Genomic DNA, 17,419 nt, shown 5'->3' on the forward strand with positions numbered 1-17,419 from the left:
AAGCCCCTGCGACGTCCTCCGACACCCCGGGCGGCGCGGCGGAGGCTCCCCGGGACCCGCCCCGTACGCTGTGGCGAATGTCGTCCTCCCGCCTCCGGCGCGTCGCCGTCCTCGTGCTCGACGGAGCGAAGCCCCTCGACGTCGGCATCCCGGCGCAGGTCTTCACGACCCGCGCGAGCATGCCGTACGAGGTCCGGGTCTGCGGTGCGGCGCCCGGCCCGGTGAGCGGCGGCGACGGACTGTCGTACCACGTCGCCCACGGCCTGGAGGCGCTCGAATGGGCCGACGTCGTCTTCATCCCCGGCTACCGTTTCCCGGACCGTGACGACCCGCCGCAGGCCGTGGTCCGCGCACTGATCGCCGCCCACGCCCGTGGCGCGCGACTCGCCGCCATCTCGACCGGCGCCTTCGCGCTCGCCGCCACCGGTCTGCTCGACGGCCGCCGCGCCACGACGCACTGGCACTACGCCCGGGCCCTCGCGGCGAAGCACCCGCGCGTCAGGGTCGACGAGAACGTCCTCTTCGTCGACGAGGGCAGTGTCCTCACCTCGGCCGGCGCCGCCTCCGGCATCGACCTCTGCCTGCACGTCCTGCGCCGCGACCTCGGCGTGGCGGCCTCCAACCACGCGGCCCGGCGGCTGGTCGCCGCCCCCTACCGCAGCGGCGGCCAGGCTCAGTACGTGCCCCGCAGTGTGCCGGAGCCGCTGGGCGAGCGGTTCGCGGCCACCCGCGAATGGGCGCTGCACCGCCTCGACGAGCCGCTGACCCTGGAGGCGATGGCCCGCCACGCGGCGGTCTCCGAGCGCACCTTCTCCCGGCGCTTCGTCGAGGACACCGGGTACACGCCGATGCAGTGGATCATGCGTGCCCGTATCGACGCGGCCCGTGAGCTGCTCGAGCGCTCCGAGCGCGGGGTCGAGCAGATCGCGAACGACGTCGGTCTCGGCACGGGCGCGAACCTGCGGACGCACTTCCAGCAGATCCTGGGCACCACGCCGAGCGAATACCGGCGTACCTTCACCCGCGGCGAGTAGCGGCGGGCCGGGCCCTCCGCGCGGCTGGCGGGATCCTTTCGAACCATGGCGCTCACGCCGTGGCCGGCGCCGCCCGCCCCGCGCGAGGCTGGTGGCGAACCGAAGGGACACCACTCATGACTCGCATCGCCGTCAACGGATTCGGCCGCATCGGACGCAACGTGCTGCGTGCGCTCCTCGAACGCGACAGCGACCTCGAGATCGTCGCCGTCAACGACCTCACCGAGCCCACCGCCCTCGCGCGGCTGCTGGCCTTCGACTCCACGTCGGGCCGGCTCGGCCGACCGGTCACCGTCGAGGACGGCGCACTCGTCGTCGACGGCCGCCGCATCAAGGTGCTCGCCGAGCGCGAGCCGGCGCAGCTGCCGTGGGCCGAACTCGACGTCGACATCGTGCTGGAGGCGACCGGCCGCTTCACCTCCGCCAAGGCCGCCCGCGCCCATCTCGACGCGGGCGCGCGCAAGGTGCTCGTCAGCGCGCCCTCGGACGGCGCCGACGTCACCCTCGCCTACGGCGTCAACACCGACGCCTACGACCCCGAGCTGCACACGATCGTGTCGAACGCGTCCTGCACCACGAACGCGCTCGCCCCGCTGGCCGCCGTCCTCCACGGTCTCGCGGGCATCGAGCACGGCTTCATGACGACCGTGCACGCGTACACGCAGGAGCAGAACCTCCAGGACGGCCCGCACCGCGACCCGCGCCGTGCCCGTGCCGCCGGAGTGAACATCGTCCCGACCACTACGGGCGCCGCCAAGGCGATCGGGCTCGTGCTGCCGGACCTCGACGGGAAGCTGTCCGGCGACTCGATCCGGGTGCCGGTCCCGGTGGGGTCGATCGTCGAGCTGAACACGACCGTCGCCCGTGAGGTGACACGCGACGAGGTGCTGGCGGCCTACCGCACCGCGGCCGAGGGTCCGCTCGCCGGCGTCCTCGAGTACTCGGAGGACGCGCTGGTGTCGTCCGACATCACCGGCAACCCGGCCTCGTCGATCTTCGACTCGGCCCTCACCCGCGTCGACGGCCGCCACGTCAAGGTGGTCGCCTGGTACGACAACGAGTGGGGGTTCTCGAACCGCGTGATCGACACCCTCGAACTCCTCGCCGCCCGCTGACCCGCGACGGCCGGACCGGGCCCGGGCCGAGCGCCGGTCCGGTCCCGGTCAGCCGCCCTGGAGGGTCTGGCCGGGGCTGCGCAGGTAGGTCTCGCGGTAGAGCGCGGCGAAGCGCCCCGGGTGGTGGAAGCCCCAGCGGGCCGCGATGCCGGTGACCGTCGTCCCTTCCTGCGGGGCGGCGGCCAGCAGGTCCCGGTGGGCGTGGGACAGCCGAACGCCCCGCACATACGCCAGCGGGGTGCTGTCCAGGTGGCGCCGGAAGGCGTACTGGAGCGCGCGGACGGTGACGTGCGCCGCCGCGGCGATGTCGGCGACGGTGATCGGCTGGTCGGCGTGGTCGTCGATGTACGCCAGCGCGCGGCGCAGCATGTCCGGATGCGCGTCGCGCCGGTCGGCGGCCGTGGGGTCGGTCAGCGCCGTGTTGGGGAACGCGGCGAGCACGCTCGCGGCCAGGTGCTGGGACGCCGTCGACGCGATCAGCGGCTGCTCGGCGAGCGCCGGGTCGGCCAGGATGTGGTCGCGCACGTAGGAGATCGTGTCCCGCAGGCGTCTGCCCGCCTCGGGGGAGTGCGGCCGGTGCCCGGTCAGCCGGACGGGCTCGGTGACCGCTGTTCCCCCGCTGGAGGCCACCTGGGTCAGCAGATCGGTGTCCAGCATGGTGATGTTGTAGCGGGCACGGCAGACGCGACCCGCGTAGGACTGCGTCGGCGGCGCGAAGGAGACCACGTCCCCGGGGCCGAAGGAGTCCTCCACCCCCGGGTAGACGTGGTCGCGGATCGTGCCCTCGTGGACCACGCACAGACAGATCCGGCCCAGCGGTGTGACGGCGTAGCTCATGTCGAAGTCGAGGTCGAGCTCGTCGACGGTGACCGGGCCGAGGTCCCCGCGGCTGATCCGCGCCCTGCTGGTCTCCGGGGTGCTGCTGCCGATGCGCATGGTGGCGTAGGCACGACTGAGGAAGTCCTCGGTCAGTTCGAGGTCGTCACTGTCGAACGTGAGCGTGTGCATGCGCCCGGATCTCCTCGCCACGGAGCGATCTGCCCCTCTCGGACCACATCTGCCCCGCGTACGGCTCCGGATGCCTGTGGGGGACGCGTGGAGGGTGTGTTTTTTCGTTGCGCGGACTGTCGTCCCCGATGTCGTTCGTTTACGGGATCGCGCGGGGGCGGTCCGGGCGCCCAGGCTGGTGACGACGTCACGCTCGCGGACGCGGACGTCACGATGACGCAGGCCACTCGTCTGCGGACAGGCGGCTGTCAGGGGCTGAGGAGGAAGAGCGACCTCGTATGTCGGAAAACGACGAACTCGTCCGGAGAGTGGCCGCGCTCGAGCAGGAGGTGGAGCAACTCCGGCATGCCCTGACCTCGCACGCCGTCATCGACCAGGCGATCGGTGTGGTCGCGGCGGTGTGCCGCCTTCCGCCGCAGGACAGCTGGGACGTGCTGAAGCAGGTCTCCCAGCACACCAACATCAAGCTGCGCGAGGTCGCGCAACTCGTGCTGCGCTGGGTGGAGTGCGGCCGCCTGCCCGACGAGATCCGCCCCGTGATGCGCGCCGTGGTGGTCCGCACCCGGGAGCGGGCCAGGGCCGCCGGCGCCCTCGGCGGGGCCGACGAACGCGCGGCCGAGCAGCCCTCCGTCGGCCGGGGGTGAGCCCTCACCCCTGCGGACCGGGGCCGTCTCTGACATCCTCGGCCGTGTCCGCCGGACCTGGCCGACAGGCGTCCGGGTCGCCCGTGGCGGTCCGGGGCGAGCTGCGGGAGGCGGCGGGGCAGTGGGCGAAAAGGGAGCCGGCGTAAGAGGAGCGGGCGAGAAGGGAACGGCCGTGGCGGGCGCTGCCGCGCTGGTGGTGCGGCGCCGGCCGACGACGCGGGCCGGGGCCGCCGTCCTGATGCTGCACGGCGGCCGGGAGCACAGCCGCAGGGCGTCGAGGGCCTGGCATCCGGCCGCCCTGCGCATGCGTCCCGTCCTGCGGGCCGCGGCCGCGTCGACGGACCGCCGGGACGTCCTCGTCGCCGAGGTGCGCTACCGCTACCAGGGCTGGAACGCCACCGAGGACCCGGTGGACGACGCGGCAAGGGCCCTCGACGAGCTACGGCGCCTCGCCGGTGACGTGCCCGTGACCCTGGTCGGCCATTCGATGGGCGGCCGGGCCGCGCTGCGCGCGGCCGCCGACCCGGCGGTGCGCGCTGTGCTGGCGCTGGCGCCGTGGTGTCCGCCCGGCGAACCCGTCGCCCACCTCGCCGGGACGCGGGTCGTCGTCCTGCACGGCGACCGCGACCGGGTCACCGACCCCGGGGCGTCCGCGGAGTACGTGCGGCGGGCCCGGCAGGCGGGCGCGCAGGCCGGTCTCGTCCTCGTCCGCGGGGGCGACCACGCGATGCTCCGGCGCGGCGCCGACTGGCACCGTGCCACGACGGCGGTCGTCGCGCAGCTGCTGCGGGCACAGCCGGCGTCCGGCGCCCTCGAAGGCCTGGCCGGACGCGCCTGCGCGGCGGAGAACCCCCTGCTCTGGTGACGCCGGACACGCGCGGCGCCCGGCGCCGCACGGCCCTCCACGGAGCCCCGCGTCACGCGCACCGCGGCGCATCGGGGACAATACGATGATGTCGCCGTTCGGCGGTTCCGCTGCCGGGCCGTCAGGCGACTGCCCGTAAGCGCCGGTTCGACCCGAAAGAAGAGTCTCCTCGGTGACCCCCGTCTTCGACGACACCCCGATCTACCACCGCCTCGTCAGCGAACGAGGTGATGTGCCCGCGCAGGTGCGTGGCGAGGCCGAACGCATCCGCCGCGAACTGGACCGTGTCATGAGCGCGCCGTCCTCTTTCACGCCGGGCCTGCCCGCGCCCCGGGGGTTCTTCTCCTGACGCCGTGAGGATCCGTCAGACGCCGCAAGGGCGACGGTGCTTGAGGGACGGCCCGTTGTCAGTGGTGTGATGAAGGATGCCTCCGGAGAGAGATCAACTCCGGCTCGCCGGGTAGGCGGTCTCCAGTCCCCGCCCAGGAAAGGTCACCGATGATGCCGACCACCGCCAATCGCCGGCCAGCCGCGGCACGACGTCTGCCCCTCCCGGACGAGCGCGGTGCAGGGACCGTCGTGCGGAAGGCTCCCTCCCGCCCCGCGGAACCGCTGAGCCGTGCCGGAGCCGACATCCTGCGCATCGTCTCCGATCCGCGAACCCCCGTCTTCGTCACCGAGCACGCGAACGGCCGGCGCACCTACGGCTACTGGCGGCCGCTGGACGCGGGAAGCGGCCGGGGAGGCTGCTACGTCGCCCTGTCCCGCGCCGAGTGCGACGCGCTGCACGGGGCCGGACGCATCACGCTCGGCGAGCCCGTCGCGGATCCGGCGAAGACGACCTACCGGGTCCGGCCGGCCCGCACCGCGCCCGCGGCCGCCCGGACCACGTCCGTACCCGTTCGCACCACGGTCGGCCAGATGACGCGCGGCCTCGGCGTCGCGCCGGCGGCACGGTGTGCGTGAACCGGCGACCGACCGGCCTGTTCGACCCGTTCGGGGGTAGGACTGAGCCGAGAAGACGAACGACGTCGACGGACCCCAACGGGAGCAGAGCGATGAGCCTCATCCAGCGCATCAAGACGTTCGCCCGCAGCCCTCAGGGGCAGCGCACGATCGAGCAGGCACGGCGTGCCGCGGCCGACCCGCGGCGCCGCGCCCAGGCGCGCGGCCTCCTCGCCCGGCTGCGCACCCGCCGCTGACGCCTCCTCACGGCCGCGCCGGACGACGTCACTCCGCGCGCCGCCCGCTGCCAGCCGCCCGCCGTAGGCCGGGACGCGACCGCCCGCCGCCCGCCGCGTAGCGCTTCGGAGCGGCTGAGGGCGTGCGTCGCGGCCGGTGGGGCTCGCGTCGCGCTGAAGGGAGCGCGCACGCAGGGCATGGTGGAGTCATGATCGAGCTCGCCGTGCTCTTCGCCGTCCTCGGGGCCGCCAGCAACGCGGTGGGCACGGCGTTCCAGCGCAAGGCCGCCTCCACCGTGGACCAGGGCGGCGGGATGCGACTCATGCTGGCCCTCGTACGGCGGCCGGCCTGGGCGATCGGGATCGCCGGTGTGGCCGGCGCGGCGCTGTTCCAGGCACTGGCGCTCGTCAACGGGCCCATGGCACTCGTCCAGCCCGTGTTCATCCTAGAACTCCCGTTCGCTCTGCTGGTGGCGGCGCCCCTGCTGCACCGGCGGCTGTCGGCCGACGGCTGGACGGCGGTCGGCGCGGTGGTGGGCGGACTCGCCCTCCTCCTGGCCGCGGCGGCTCCTTCGGGCACGCGTGCGCAGGCGGCCATGGCCCGGTGGGTCCCGGTCCTGGTGATCACCCTGGGAGTGATGGCCGGCGCGGTCCTGCTCGCCCGCTCCTCGTCGTCCCGGCTGTTCCGGGCCGCCGCGCTGGCCTCGGCCGCCGCGGTCGGCAACGCGCTGACCGCGGCCCTGCTGAAGTCGGCGACGGACCGCCTCGCCGACGACGGCCTGCCCGCCTTTCTCGGCGCCTGGCAGACCTACGGCTTCGCCCTCACCGGCATCGCCTCCGTCCTCCTCCTGGAGAACGCGCTCCAGGCAGGCCCCCTCACCGCCTCCCAGCCGGCGCTGACCATCGGCGACGCCTCGGTGAGCCTCCTGCTGGGCGTCGCCCTGTTCGGCGAACGGATCCGCACCGGCTGGTGGCTGGTTCCCCAGGCGATCGGCGCGCTCGTCCTCCTCTGTGGCGTCCTGCGGCTGGCGCGCGTGGTGGTGCCCCGGCCGGCCGAGGCCGTGCGGTGAGGCGTCCGCACGGGCGCGAGGCAGCCGTGTCGGGAGCGCGAAGGGAGGAAGGGAACTTGACGTGTGGACCGGCGAAGGGTCCGAGAAGGGTCCGAGGGGACAGCCGAGTCGGCGGGAACGCGGTGTCCGTGGCGGGGCACATCGGACAGCTTGCCGATGGTGACGTACGGACCGAGCGAGCGCGCCAAGCCCGCCGCGGCGGACGGGGCCGGCCGGTGACGCCGAAGCCCGCGGGCCGGGCGGTCGGAGGACGGGATGCCTGACGGGTGGGAGTGGGACAGTTCTCTGTTCCGGGGCAGCGCGGCCCACTACGAGCGCGGCCGACTCCCCTACGCTGCGGGCTTCGCCGAGACCGTCGCCGACGCCCTCGGTCTGGACGGCCGGGGCAGACTCCTCGACGTGGGCTGCGGCCCGGGGACCGTCCTGCTCGCCCTCGCGCACCGCTTCACCGAGGCGGTGGGCGTCGACCCGGACGAGGACATGCTGGCCGAGGCCGAACGCCAAGCTGGCCGGCACGGCGTCACCGCCCGCTGGGTGGCCGCCCGTGCCGAGGAGCTGCCGGCGGGCCTCGGGGAGTTCCGGGCGGTGGTGTTCGCCCAGTCCTTCCACTGGACCGACCGGGACCGCGTCGCCGCCACGGTGCTGCGGATGCTGGAGCCGGGAGGGTTCTTCGTCCACGTCAGCGACCACAAGAACGTGCCCCCCGATCCGAGCCCGCTGCCGTCGCCCGCGCCCCCGTACGACCGGATCGCCGCCCTCGTGCGCCGATATCTCGGTCCGGTGCGCCGCGCCGGACGCGGAGTTCTCCTGAACGGCACGCCCAATCGGGAGGACCTCGTCCTGGCCCGGGCCGGGTTCGTGGACTTCCGGCGACATGTCGTGCCCGCCGGGGGAGCAGCGGTAGAGCGCACCGCGGATGACATCGTGGCGTGGGCGTTCTCCCGCTCCGACTCCGCGCCCCATCTGTTCGGCGACCGGCTGGGCGACTTCGAGCGGGATCTGCGCGCCCTGCTGCGGCAGGAGGCGTCCGACGGCCGCTTCGCCGAACGCCTGCCGGCCACCGAGATCATGACCTGGCGGACACCCCGCTGACCCTTCCGGCGAGCGGCGAGCGGCGAGCGGCGAGCGGTGGGCGGCAGGTCGCGGGCGCGGCGCCCGGACGCGTCCGTGTCACTCCGGGAAGGCCACCGCGTCCTTCTGCAGACGCACGGCCGCCAGCAGGCTCAGGTCCGGTTCCGCCTTGCGCAGCGCCTTCACCGCCGAGACCGAGGCGAGGTCGCCGGTGAAGCCGGCCGAGGCGAGCCGGGAGCGGACCCAACGGGCTCGCATCCGACCGTCGGTGGCGGCGGCGGTGGACTCGACGAGGGCGGCGGCGCGTTCCAGTCCGGGACGCTCCTCGGGCGAGGCCTCGGCGAGCGCCTGGCGGAGGGCGGCCGCGATCACGTCCGAGTCCCGGACGATCAGTACGGCGTCGTGTTTCCTGCTGAGTCCCGTGAGTCCCGTCATGTCGATCATCGTGGCCGCCGAGTGCCGCTCCTGCCAAGCCACTTGAGCAGCCTCAGAGGAAGCAGTCCCGCACCGAGCGCCCTCGGCGCCGCCCTCACATGCCCCGGAGCATCGGCTCGCGCGAGGGCGCGCCCTTCGACGACGGCGGCTGCGGCGGGTCCTGACGCCGGAACAGGCGCCCGGGCCACCACATCCACCGGCCCACGTCCAGCGTCAGCGCGGTGACCAGCACCGAACGGACGACGAGCGTGTCCAGCAGCACGCCGAACGCCACCGCGAACCCCAGCTCCGCCGCGAACACCAACGGCAGCGAGGCCATCGCCGCGAACGTGCCGGCCAGCACGAGCCCGGCCGACGTGATCACACCGCCGGTCGCGGACAGCCCGGTCAGCGCGCCCTGCCGGGTGCCGTGCAGCAGCACCACCTCGCGCACCCGGGTGACGAGGAAGATGTTGTAGTCGATGCCCAGCGCGACCAGGAACACGAACGTCAGCAGCGGGAAGGACGCCTCCGTACCGGCGAAGCCGAACACGTGCCGGAACACCAGGCCGCTGACGCCGAGGGCGGCCGCGAACGACAGCACCACCGTCGCCATCAGCAGCAGCGGCGCGACGACCGACCGCAGCAGCAGCATCAGGACGAGGAACACCGCGAGCAGCACGACGGGGATGATCACCTCGGAGTCGCGGGCGGCGGCTTTCTGCGTGTCGAGCAGGATCGCGGTGTTGCCTCCCACCTGGGCCCGCGCACCCTCGATGGGGTGGACGGCCGCCCGGGCACGTTCGACGGTACGCGTCGCGGCCGTGCTGCTGGGGTCGTCCTCGAGCTCCGCGAGCACCATCGCCGTCGTGTCCTCGACCGTCGGCGCCGAGACGCCGGCGACTCCCGGGACCGCGGCCAGCGCGGATCTCACCCGCTCAGCCGAGGCCGCGTCGGCCACGACGAGGAGCGGGTCGCCCGATCCGGCGGGGAAGTGCGCGGACATGATCTCCTCGCCGGCGACCGACTGCGGCCGGCCGGTGAACTGGTCCGTGCCGGACAGCCCGTCGGCCCTCAGCCCGAGCATCCCCATCGCCATGACGCCGAGGACGAGCGCGGTGCCGATCCACACGGTCCGCGGCCGGCCCGCGACGGCGGCGCCGACCCGGTCCCACACACCCGGTCCGGCCGCCGTGCCGGGCCCCCGCGACGGCCGGACCGGCCAGAAGATCCACCGGCCGCAGACGACCAGCAGGGCGGGCATGAGGGTGATCATGGCGACCAGTCCGACGAGGACGCCGACGGCGCAGGCCGGACCGAGACCCTGCGTGGAGTTGAGGGTGGCCAGCATCAGCAGCAGCAGGCTCACCGCGACGGTGCCGGCGCTCGCCACGATCGCGGGGACCGACCGGCGCAGCGCCTCGGACATCGCCTCGTGGTGGTCCTCGTGCCGCAGCAGCTCCTCCCGGTACCGCGAGATCAGCAGCAGGCCGTAGTCGGTGGCGGCCCCGAAGACCAGCACCGTCAGGATGAAGCCGGTCTGCTTGTTGACGGTGAGTCCGGCGTCCCTCGCCAGCAGGTAGATCACCGCCTCCGAGGTGACCAGGGCACCGCCCGCGGTCAGCAGCGGCAGCAGGGGCAGCACCGGACTGCGGTAGGTGAGCAGCAGGATGACGACGACCACCGCGGCGGTGATCGTCGTCAGACCGCCCCCGCCGCCGAACGCCCTGATCGAGTCGGAGGCCTGACCGGCCGACCCGGTGACGTGGAAACCGAGCCCGTCCGCGTCGGTCTCGCCCACCTCGGTGAGCGCGTCCACGACCCTGCCGATGCCTTCCCAGCCCGTTCTGTCCTTGTGCACCTGGACCACGGTCCGGATGGCCTTGCCGTCCCGTGCCTTCACGGGGCCCTGCGGCCGCCCGACGACGTTCGCGACACCCGCGAAGGCCTCGGCGTCGGCCCGGGCCTTCGCCATGTCGGCGGCCGAGACGCCCTCCGGGCGGTCGTAGAGCACGATCGCGGGCAGGGTGTCGGCGAGCTCGAACCGCTCGGCCCGGGCGACGACCGCGGTCGACTCTGCGTCGCCGGGCAGCCAGGCCGCGTTGTCGTTCTCCTCGACGTCACCGAGTCGCCCGGCCAGCAGGAGGGCCGGGATCAGGACGAGCGCCCAGACGGCGAGGACGACCCATTTCGCCGTCCTGCCGCCGGGCCAGGACACCATTCTTCGCATCACGTGGATTCCTCGTGGTTCGGTCGACGCCGCCGGGCGTCAGTCGACGTGTGAGAGCTTGTCCGGGTTGGCGACCGCGTAGATGCCGCACACCTGGTCGCCGTCGGGAGTGAGGTCGAGGACGAGGACGGCGTACGGGGTGTCGCCGAGGAACAGCACCGCGGACGGGTCGCCGTTGAGGCTGCGATAGGCGATGTGAAGTCCCCGGCCCGAGCGGGGCGCGACGGCGGCGAACAGCCGGGCGACCTTCTCCCGTCCGTGCAGCGGTCGCAGACCCCCCACCCCCCGGCCGCCGCCGTCGCCCCACAGGGTGACGTCCGGCGCAAGCATCCGCAGCAGCGCATCGAGGTCACCGCCGAGCGCGGCGGCCAGGAACCGCTCGGTCACCTGCTGCCGCAGGCGCGCGTCGGGTTCGTAGCGGGGCCGGCGGGCGTGCACGTGCTCGCGGGCCCGATGGGCGAGCTGACGGATCGCCGCGGGGCTGCGGCCGAGGATCTCCGCGATCTCGGTGTGGGCGTAGCCGAACACCTCGTGCAGCACGAACACCCCGCGTTCCAGCGGGGTCAGCGTCTCCAGGACCACCAGCACGGCCATCGACACCGACTCGGCGCGCAGCGCCGCGTCGGCGGCGTCGTCAGGCGCGGCAGTCCCGGAGAGGGGGCCGACGAGCGGTTCGGGGAGCCAGGGGCCGACGTAGGTCTCGCGACGGCGGTCGACGGCGTCCCGGTGCGCGAGCGCCGCGTTCACGGCGATCCGCACCAGGTAGGCGCGCGGATGGTCGATCCGCTCCGCGTCAGGCGCCCGGTTCCTGGCCGCCCAGGACAGCCAGGTCTCCTGCAGTACGTCCTCGGTGTCGGCGACACTGCCGAGCATGTTGTAGACGAGGGAGAACAGCAGCTCACGGTGGTCGTGGAAGACCTGCGTCACACCGGGCGCCACCGGCTCGGGGTCCACCGGCTCGGGGCGCACCGGCGAGCCGGGCAGGGGGTCGTGCATTCTCGGGCCTTCCGTCGCGGGTGCATTGCGAACTGAGAGGGCGTGAGGGGGCCCGGGTGTGACATCGGCCGCCGAAATGTGATCCACCTCTCACGCGTCCCGTGCGCCCGATCCGATCGGGCACAGGATGTCGGGTCGGCCGGGGTGCGGCACGCCTAGCGTGGTGATCACGAAAAGGAAGGGGACCTGGCGTGCTGGAGCGGCTCAACCAGGCCATGGACCACATCGAGAGCCATCTCGACCAGGTCGTCGACGTGGCGGTGCTGGCGCGCACCGCGGCCACCTCGGAGTACCACCTGCGCCGGATGTTCTCCGCGCTGGCGGGCATGCCGCTGTCGGAGTACGTCCGGCGTCGGCGGCTGACGGTCGCGGGCGCCGACGTGCTCGCGGGGCGCGAGCCGCTGCTGGAGATCGCGGTCCGCTACGGCTACGGCTCGGGCGAGGCGTTCGCGCGGGCGTTCCGCGCCGTGCACGGCGTCGGCCCGGGCGAGGCCCGGCGCACCGGCGCCGCGCTCGTCTCCCAGCCCCGGCTGACCTTCCGTCTCACCGTCGAAGGGAGCAGCAGCATGCGCTATCGCGTGGTGGACAGGACGGACTTCACCGTCGTCGGATTCAAGGCCCGGGTGCCACTGGTGCACTTGGGGCCCAACCAGGCGATCATCGACCTCGTGCGCGGGATCGACCCGGAAGCTCTGGAGGGCCTGCGGACCCTCTCGGACCAGGAGCCGCACGGTGTCGTCGCGGTCTGCGACGACCTGGACCCGAGCCGCGCGGAGGGCACCGAACTCGACTACTACCACGGGGTGATCACGTCCGCGGAAGCGCCCGAGGGGACCGCCCCGCTGGATGTCCCGGCCGGTACGTGGGCGGTGTTCACCACTTCAGGACCGGTGCCGGAGGCCATCCAGGTCCTGTGGCGGGACGTGTTCACCGAGTGGTTCCCCGCCAACCCCTACCGCGGCCGCCCCGGCCCCGAGATCCTGCGCACCCGTCTGTCGCCGGACGGAACCGAGGCCGAGGCCGAGCTGTGGCTTCCCGTGGAACGCGAAGGGGGCTGAACCACCGGCGCGCCGGCGGTTCAGCCGGCCGCCTCAGCCCGCCGCCCTCGCGACGAGCTCGGTGATGCGGCTCTCGGTGGCGGCGTCCAGCTTCGTCAGGGCGTACGTCGTGGGCCACATGGCGTCGTCGTCGAGGTACGCCTGGTCGCTGAAGCCGAGGGTGGCGTACCGGGTCTTGAACTTCTGCGCGCTCTGGAAGAAGCACACCACCTTGCCGTTCCTGGCGTAGGCGGGCATGCCGTACCAGAGCTTGGGCGCCAGGTCCGGGGCGGCCGCCGTGACGATCCGGTGCAGTGCTTCGGCGAGGACGCGGTCGGCGTCCGCCATGTCGGCGATCTTCGCCAGCACGTCCTTCTCGCCGTCCGCCTTCGCGGTGCGCGGGCTGCGGCGCGCGGTCGTCTTGAGGTCCCGGGCGTGTTCCTTCATCGCGGCGCGCTCCTCGGCCGTGAACCCGTCGAACTTCTCGGGGGCGGCGCTGCCGGCGGCGGGCTGCTGGGTGTTCGTCATCGAGGATCTCCTTTGTCGACGGTCCATCAGATCGTATGTACAGACGGGTACTTCGGGGCGGCTGAACGGTGGCACGGGGGCGGTCAGGCCAGCCAGCGGCCGTCGCGCATGAGTTCGCGGCCGGCCAGCTCGTCCGCCTCGCGCCAGCTCTGGATGCGGCGGGGGGTGACGCGGAACCAGCGGTAGGGCGTGGTGAGGGTGCGCGGGTCGAAGCCCGTGCGGTCGGCGAACCGGTCGCCCTGCCGCGGCGGCAGGGCGTCGATGCCGAGGACCTCGGCCTCGCCCTCGATCATGCAGACGTCACGGGTGAGTCCGAGGGCCAGCCGGGCGGTCCGGGAGGCTGCCAGGTTCCGGCCGGTCGGGCTGTCCGCCAAGGTCGCCATGAGCAGCGTGCGGCCGTCCCAGTCGAAGGAGAGCGGCACGAGGTGGGGTGTGCCGTCGGGAGAGGCGCTGGCCACCCAGACGTCGACGTCGTGGGCGAGCCGGTGCTCGGTGTCGCGGCGGCGCACGGCGCGGGGGCGGGGGCCGGCCCCCGTGGGCCCGGGCAGCGGATCCGTGGTGTCGGACGCCGGTGCGGACGATCCGGTCATGGTCGCTCCTGCGGTCGGTGGTGTGGTCACGAGCGGCGCCGTGGTGTCCCTGCCGGGGCTCGAACGCCGTGGTCACAGACTCTCCCGAGCGCTGTGGCCGCCGCGTCCGTGCTCACCACGGAAAGCAGCACGGAACGCACCACGGGGAGCACCACGGGGAGGGCCACGGAACGCACCGCGGACCGGACCACGGGGAGGGCCCGCACCGCCCGGGGCCGCGGAGCGGTCGCCGCGGATAATGTCCCGGTGTCCACTCCAGTGATCTCGGCCCGGGAAGCGGAAGTGCTCGAGCTGCTCGGCGAGCACCTCAGCAACGCGGAGATCTCCGCGCGGTTGTTCATCTCGGTACGCACGGTGGAGTCCCACGTCTCCGCGCTGCTGCGCAAGCTCGGGGCTCCGGACCGGCGCGCCCTGTCCCGGCGTGCGGCCGACCTCGCCCGCGCCGGGCAGACGACGCGCCCGGCACCGGCCCTGCCGGCACCCCTGACGGCGTTCGTGGGCCGGACGCGCGAGCGCGCCGACCTCGCCGAAGCCGTGAAGACGCGCCGGCTGGTGACCGCGGTCGGGCCGGGCGGGGTGGGCAAGACCCGGCTCGCGCTGGCGGTCGCGGCGCAGACGGCCGGCGACTTCCCCGACGGGGTGTGGTTCGTGGATCTGGCCCCGGTCACCGATCCGGGACGGGTGGGCGCGGCGGTCGCGGCGACGATGGGCACGGGCGAGCAGCCGGCGCGGGGCGTCGACGAGACGGTGCTCGCCGCGCTGGCCGGCCATCGGGCCCTGCTGGTGCTGGACAACTGCGAGCAGATCGTCGAGGGCGTGGCCCCGTTCGTGGAGCGGCTGCTGACGGCCTGCCCGGGAGTGCAGGTGCTCGCGACGAGCCGCGCCCGGATGCTGGTGCCGTTCGAGTGGGCCTTCGAGGTGCCGCCGCTGTCCTGGGCGGACGGGGCGGAGTCGGAGGCCGTGGCGCTGTTCGTCGAGCGGGCGTCGGCGGCCGGCCGCGCTCCGGACGCGGCGGCGCGCGAGGGCGTCGCGGCCCTCTGCGCCGGCCTCGACGGGATGGCGCTGGCCATCGAACTGGCGGCCGCGCGGTATCCCGCCCTGGGGCTGGAGGGACTCACGGCCGGCCTCACCGACCAGGTGCGCATGCTCGCCGGAGGGCCGCGTGCGCACCACCGACACCGCTCGGTGGGGGCGGTGCTGGACTGGAGCCACGACCTGCTGGAGCCGCGGGACCGGGCGCTGCTGCGCCGGATCTCGGTGTTCGCGGCGCCCTTCACGGCCGAGGCGGCGGGCGCGGTGGCCGCCTTCGCGCCGCTGGACCCGGCCGCGGTCGCCGACGGCCTCGGCAGACTCGCCGAGCAGAGTCTGCTGACCGCGACGCCGACTTCGGCAGGGGTCCGGTACCGGGCCCTGGAGACCGTCCGCCAGTACGGGACCCGGCGGCTGGCCGACGCCGGCGAGTGGGCGGACGTCCGCTCACGCCACCTCGGCTGGTGCCTCGCCGCCGCGTCCGCCCTGGAGGACGCCCAACGGGCCGATGCGTCGGCGGAGTTCGTTGACGATGGCCGCTGGGCACGGTTCGACGGCACGGCCGACGACCTGCGGACCGCCCTGGCCTGGGCGGCCGACGGTCCGCGGCGGCGCGAGGACGCCCGTCGTCTCGCACTGTCCCTGGCGGGCCTGGCCTTCGCCCGCACCCTGGTCGGCGAGGCCCAGCAGCGCTTCGAGCAGGCGGCCGCGCTCGCCGACGCCGCGGGCGACCCGGCCGGCGCCGCCGCCGCGCTGCGCCGGGCTGCCGGGGTGGCCGGCTGCCGTCGGCTCGGCGACGACATGTTCCGTCTGCACCGTGCCGCCGCGGACGCGGCCCGCCGGGCCGGCGACACGACGGAGGCCGGCCGTGACCTCGCGGCCGCCGCCACCGTCGCGTACCGCTTCTCCAGCACGTTCGCACGGGTCCCCACCGCGCAGGAGGCGGCCGGCCTGCTCGCGCAGGCGCGCGAACTGTCCCGCGACGCGGGCCCGGCGGCCGGGGCCGCGGTGGCGCTGGCCGAGGCCGCGGTGGTGGCGGACGCCTTCGGCGCGGTCCAGGGCGACACGGACAACACCGCGCACGAGACGGTCGGATACGCCGAGCGGGCCGTGGAACTGGCCCGGCGTGCGAAGGACGCGGTGGCCGAGTCCGCGGCCCTCGACGCGCTCTCCGGCGCCCACAGCTGGGCGGGCCGGCCGTTCGGGGCGGCGGACGCCGCCCGCCGCCGCATCGACGTTCTGAGCGCGGCGCCGCGCACGCCCGCCGCCGCGCACGAGCGCATGGACGCCCTCGCCATGGCGTCCGCGACCGCACTCGGGGTGGGCGAGCTGGAACAGGCCCGGCGGTGGGGCAGGCAGCTCGCCGGGCACCCGCTGCTGGCCGAGGCCGGCCATCACGCCGTCTCCTGGCTGCTGGTCGCGGACGCCTACGCGGGCGCCGCCGCCGACGTGCTCGCGGGCGGTGCGCGCTTCCTCGACGCGTGGGAGCGCGGCGGCCGGCCGCGGTCGTTCTCGCTCGGCCCGGCCGCCGCGTCCGTCGCGATGGTCCACGGGCTGCGCGGCGATCACGAGGCCAGGGCGGCGTGGCTCGCGATCGTCCAGGAGGCCGGTCACGAGTCCGAGCACCGCCACGGCTACGGCGCGGTCTTCGACGCGACGGTGTCGCTCCACCACGGGGAAGCCGACGCGGCCCTGGAGCGGGTGGCGCCGCCGCCGGAGCGGGTGTGGAAGTGGGTCACCTGGGTCTGGCTGCACTGGTATGCGACGGTGCGGGCGGAGGCGTCGGCGCTGGCCGGACACCCGGACGCCCGCGAGCGGATCGGGGACGCCCGCGGCCTGGTCGCCGGAAACCCCGTCGCCACCGCCCAACTGGACCGTTCCGAAGCACTGTTGGACGGCGACCGGGCGCGACTGCTCACCGTCGCGGCGGCGTTCGAGGCGGCGGGCTGCCGCTATCAGGCGGCCCGGACCCTGCTGCTCGCCGGGGACACGCACGCGACCGCGGGCGAGGCTGCGCTCACCGGTCTCGGCCTCGCGCCTCGCGTCGGCTGACACCGGTCACCGGTGACGACGTCCGGGAAGACTGAACCGCGGTCCCCGGTGACGCCGTCGGAAAAGGAGAGGCGGCCGGCCTGGAGCCTTTGACAGGATGTCCGGGCTCCTCGTCCCCCGGGAAAGGACCCGCAGACCGTGCCCCGTGCCGTCACCCTGATCCGCTCCGCCGCCCTGTCCGACGTCGCCGAGTACGCGTACGCGGCCACGGCGCCCGCGGAGTCACGCCTGATCTTCCTCGCCGGCGCGTGCCCCCTGAACGAGGACGGCTCCACGGCGGCTGTCGGGGACTACGCCGGCCAGGCTCGCAAGGCCGTCGAGAACATGCGGACGGCGCTCGCCGCCTCCGGCGCGTCGCTCCACGACGTCATCAGCACCCGGGTGCTCGTGGCGTCGGCCCGGCAGCAGGACCTCGTGACGGCCTGGGAGGTGGTCCGGGACGCGTTCGCCGACCATGACGTCCCGAGCACCCTGATGGGTGTCACCGTGCTCGGCTACAAGGACCAGCTCGTCGAGATCGAGGCCGTCGCCGCAGTGCTCGACGCCTGAGCCCCG

General features: G+C 74.3%; 18 protein-coding genes. 12 read left to right on the forward strand and 6 right to left on the reverse strand.

What is annotated here, in order from left to right; genetic code table 11:
- The first annotated feature begins 77 nt into the window (after positions 1 to 77).
- Positions 78 to 1,034, forward strand: a complete 957-nt coding sequence (locus OHS82_RS39815; protein WP_057581121.1) for a GlxA family transcriptional regulator — start codon at positions 78 to 80, stop codon at positions 1,032 to 1,034.
- Between the two features lie 116 nt (positions 1,035 to 1,150).
- Complete coding sequence (gene gap / locus OHS82_RS39820; RefSeq protein WP_266719652.1) at positions 1,151 to 2,149, forward strand: type I glyceraldehyde-3-phosphate dehydrogenase; 999 nt, start codon at positions 1,151 to 1,153, stop codon at positions 2,147 to 2,149.
- A 48-nt stretch (positions 2,150 to 2,197) separates the two neighbouring features.
- On the opposite strand, the gene OHS82_RS39825 is transcribed toward gap, so the two are convergent.
- Entirely contained in the window at positions 2,198 to 3,157 is a 960-nt protein-coding gene (locus OHS82_RS39825; RefSeq protein ID WP_057581120.1) for a helix-turn-helix transcriptional regulator, read from the reverse strand.
- 278 nt (positions 3,158 to 3,435) lie between these two features.
- On the opposite strand from OHS82_RS39825, the gene OHS82_RS39830 reads away from it, so the two are divergent.
- The 7 genes from OHS82_RS39830 to OHS82_RS39860 all read left to right on the forward strand — a co-directional run bounded on the left by OHS82_RS39830 (position 3,436) and on the right by OHS82_RS39860 (position 8,009).
- The gene (locus OHS82_RS39830; protein WP_057581119.1) at positions 3,436 to 3,801 is read left to right on the forward strand and encodes an ANTAR domain-containing protein; all 366 of its coding nucleotides are present in this window, start codon (positions 3,436 to 3,438) and stop codon (positions 3,799 to 3,801) included.
- 172 nt (positions 3,802 to 3,973) lie between these two features.
- The gene (locus OHS82_RS39835) at positions 3,974 to 4,666 is read left to right on the forward strand and encodes an alpha/beta hydrolase (RefSeq protein ID WP_443061821.1); all 693 of its coding nucleotides are present in this window, start codon (positions 3,974 to 3,976) and stop codon (positions 4,664 to 4,666) included.
- 172 nt (positions 4,667 to 4,838) lie between these two features.
- Positions 4,839 to 5,015 carry a hypothetical protein gene (locus OHS82_RS39840; protein ID WP_199863871.1) on the forward strand — a complete coding sequence of 59 codons (177 nt, stop codon included), beginning with the start codon at positions 4,839 to 4,841 and terminating at the stop codon, positions 5,013 to 5,015.
- Between the two features lie 230 nt (positions 5,016 to 5,245).
- Positions 5,246 to 5,632 carry a hypothetical protein gene (locus tag OHS82_RS39845; RefSeq protein ID WP_199863869.1) on the forward strand — a complete coding sequence of 129 codons (387 nt, stop codon included), beginning with the start codon at positions 5,246 to 5,248 and terminating at the stop codon, positions 5,630 to 5,632.
- 92 nt (positions 5,633 to 5,724) lie between these two features.
- Positions 5,725 to 5,868 (forward strand): hypothetical protein, encoded by a 144-nt coding sequence (locus OHS82_RS39850; protein ID WP_199863867.1) that lies wholly within the window; start codon positions 5,725 to 5,727, stop codon positions 5,866 to 5,868.
- Between the two features lie 188 nt (positions 5,869 to 6,056).
- Positions 6,057 to 6,917 carry a DMT family transporter gene (locus OHS82_RS39855; RefSeq protein ID WP_057581118.1) on the forward strand — a complete coding sequence of 287 codons (861 nt, stop codon included), beginning with the start codon at positions 6,057 to 6,059 and terminating at the stop codon, positions 6,915 to 6,917.
- A gap of 255 nt (positions 6,918 to 7,172) precedes the next feature.
- Complete coding sequence (locus OHS82_RS39860) at positions 7,173 to 8,009, forward strand: class I SAM-dependent methyltransferase (protein ID WP_057581117.1); 837 nt, start codon at positions 7,173 to 7,175, stop codon at positions 8,007 to 8,009.
- 78 nt (positions 8,010 to 8,087) lie between these two features.
- Here the strand turns inward: OHS82_RS39860 and OHS82_RS39865 are convergent, their stop codons facing one another.
- The 3 genes from OHS82_RS39865 to sigJ form a co-directional block, all read right to left on the reverse strand.
- Positions 8,088 to 8,423 carry a hypothetical protein gene (locus tag OHS82_RS39865; protein ID WP_057581186.1) on the reverse strand — a complete coding sequence of 112 codons (336 nt, stop codon included), beginning with the start codon at positions 8,421 to 8,423 and terminating at the stop codon, positions 8,088 to 8,090.
- 94 nt (positions 8,424 to 8,517) lie between these two features.
- Positions 8,518 to 10,635, reverse strand: a complete 2,118-nt coding sequence (locus OHS82_RS39870) for an MMPL family transporter (RefSeq protein WP_328435636.1) — start codon at positions 10,633 to 10,635, stop codon at positions 8,518 to 8,520.
- A gap of 36 nt (positions 10,636 to 10,671) precedes the next feature.
- Entirely contained in the window at positions 10,672 to 11,628 is a 957-nt protein-coding gene (sigJ, locus tag OHS82_RS39875) for an RNA polymerase sigma factor SigJ (RefSeq protein ID WP_328435637.1), read from the reverse strand.
- Positions 11,629 to 11,819: 191 nt separating this feature from the next.
- On the opposite strand from sigJ, the gene OHS82_RS39880 reads away from it, so the two are divergent.
- On the forward strand, positions 11,820 to 12,686 hold the full coding sequence (locus OHS82_RS39880) for an AraC family transcriptional regulator (protein ID WP_057581115.1): 867 nt from the start codon (positions 11,820 to 11,822) through the stop codon (positions 12,684 to 12,686).
- A gap of 33 nt (positions 12,687 to 12,719) precedes the next feature.
- Here the strand turns inward: OHS82_RS39880 and OHS82_RS39885 are convergent, their stop codons facing one another.
- Together OHS82_RS39885 and OHS82_RS39890 are read right to left on the reverse strand one after the other, a co-directional pair.
- Positions 12,720 to 13,193 (reverse strand): iron chaperone, encoded by a 474-nt coding sequence (locus OHS82_RS39885; RefSeq protein WP_328435638.1) that lies wholly within the window; start codon positions 13,191 to 13,193, stop codon positions 12,720 to 12,722.
- 83 nt (positions 13,194 to 13,276) lie between these two features.
- A complete protein-coding gene (locus tag OHS82_RS39890) occupies positions 13,277 to 13,783 on the reverse strand; it encodes a pyridoxamine 5'-phosphate oxidase family protein (protein ID WP_079041429.1) in 507 nt (168 codons plus the stop codon).
- A 246-nt stretch (positions 13,784 to 14,029) separates the two neighbouring features.
- Between OHS82_RS39890 and OHS82_RS39895 the strand changes: the two genes are divergently transcribed.
- Both OHS82_RS39895 and OHS82_RS39900 read left to right on the forward strand, forming a co-directional pair.
- A complete protein-coding gene (locus OHS82_RS39895) occupies positions 14,030 to 16,864 on the forward strand; it encodes an ATP-binding protein (RefSeq protein WP_328435639.1) in 2,835 nt (944 codons plus the stop codon).
- A gap of 138 nt (positions 16,865 to 17,002) precedes the next feature.
- Complete coding sequence (locus OHS82_RS39900) at positions 17,003 to 17,413, forward strand: RidA family protein (protein WP_057581113.1); 411 nt, start codon at positions 17,003 to 17,005, stop codon at positions 17,411 to 17,413.
- Positions 17,414 to 17,419 lie beyond the last annotated feature (6 nt).

The sequence above is a fragment of the Streptomyces sp. NBC_00425 genome (genome assembly GCF_036030735.1).
Taxonomy (GTDB): domain Bacteria; phylum Actinomycetota; class Actinomycetes; order Streptomycetales; family Streptomycetaceae; genus Streptomyces.

Coding starts and splice junctions, on each gene's coding strand:
- OHS82_RS39815 (WP_057581121.1), top strand. CDS start 78: ATGTCGTCCTCCCGCCTCCGGCGCGTCGCCGTCCTCGTGCTCGACGGA.
- gap (WP_266719652.1), top strand. CDS start 1,151: ATGACTCGCATCGCCGTCAACGGATTCGGCCGCATCGGACGCAACGTG.
- OHS82_RS39825 (WP_057581120.1), bottom strand. CDS start 3,157: ATGCACACGCTCACGTTCGACAGTGACGACCTCGAACTGACCGAGGAC.
- OHS82_RS39830 (WP_057581119.1), top strand. CDS start 3,436: ATGTCGGAAAACGACGAACTCGTCCGGAGAGTGGCCGCGCTCGAGCAG.
- OHS82_RS39850 (WP_199863867.1), top strand. CDS start 5,725: ATGAGCCTCATCCAGCGCATCAAGACGTTCGCCCGCAGCCCTCAGGGG.
- OHS82_RS39855 (WP_057581118.1), top strand. CDS start 6,057: ATGATCGAGCTCGCCGTGCTCTTCGCCGTCCTCGGGGCCGCCAGCAAC.
- OHS82_RS39860 (WP_057581117.1), top strand. CDS start 7,173: ATGCCTGACGGGTGGGAGTGGGACAGTTCTCTGTTCCGGGGCAGCGCG.
- OHS82_RS39865 (WP_057581186.1), bottom strand. CDS start 8,423: ATGACGGGACTCACGGGACTCAGCAGGAAACACGACGCCGTACTGATC.
- sigJ (WP_328435637.1), bottom strand. CDS start 11,628: ATGCACGACCCCCTGCCCGGCTCGCCGGTGCGCCCCGAGCCGGTGGAC.
- OHS82_RS39885 (WP_328435638.1), bottom strand. CDS start 13,193: ATGACGAACACCCAGCAGCCCGCCGCCGGCAGCGCCGCCCCCGAGAAG.
- OHS82_RS39890 (WP_079041429.1), bottom strand. CDS start 13,783: ATGACCGGATCGTCCGCACCGGCGTCCGACACCACGGATCCGCTGCCC.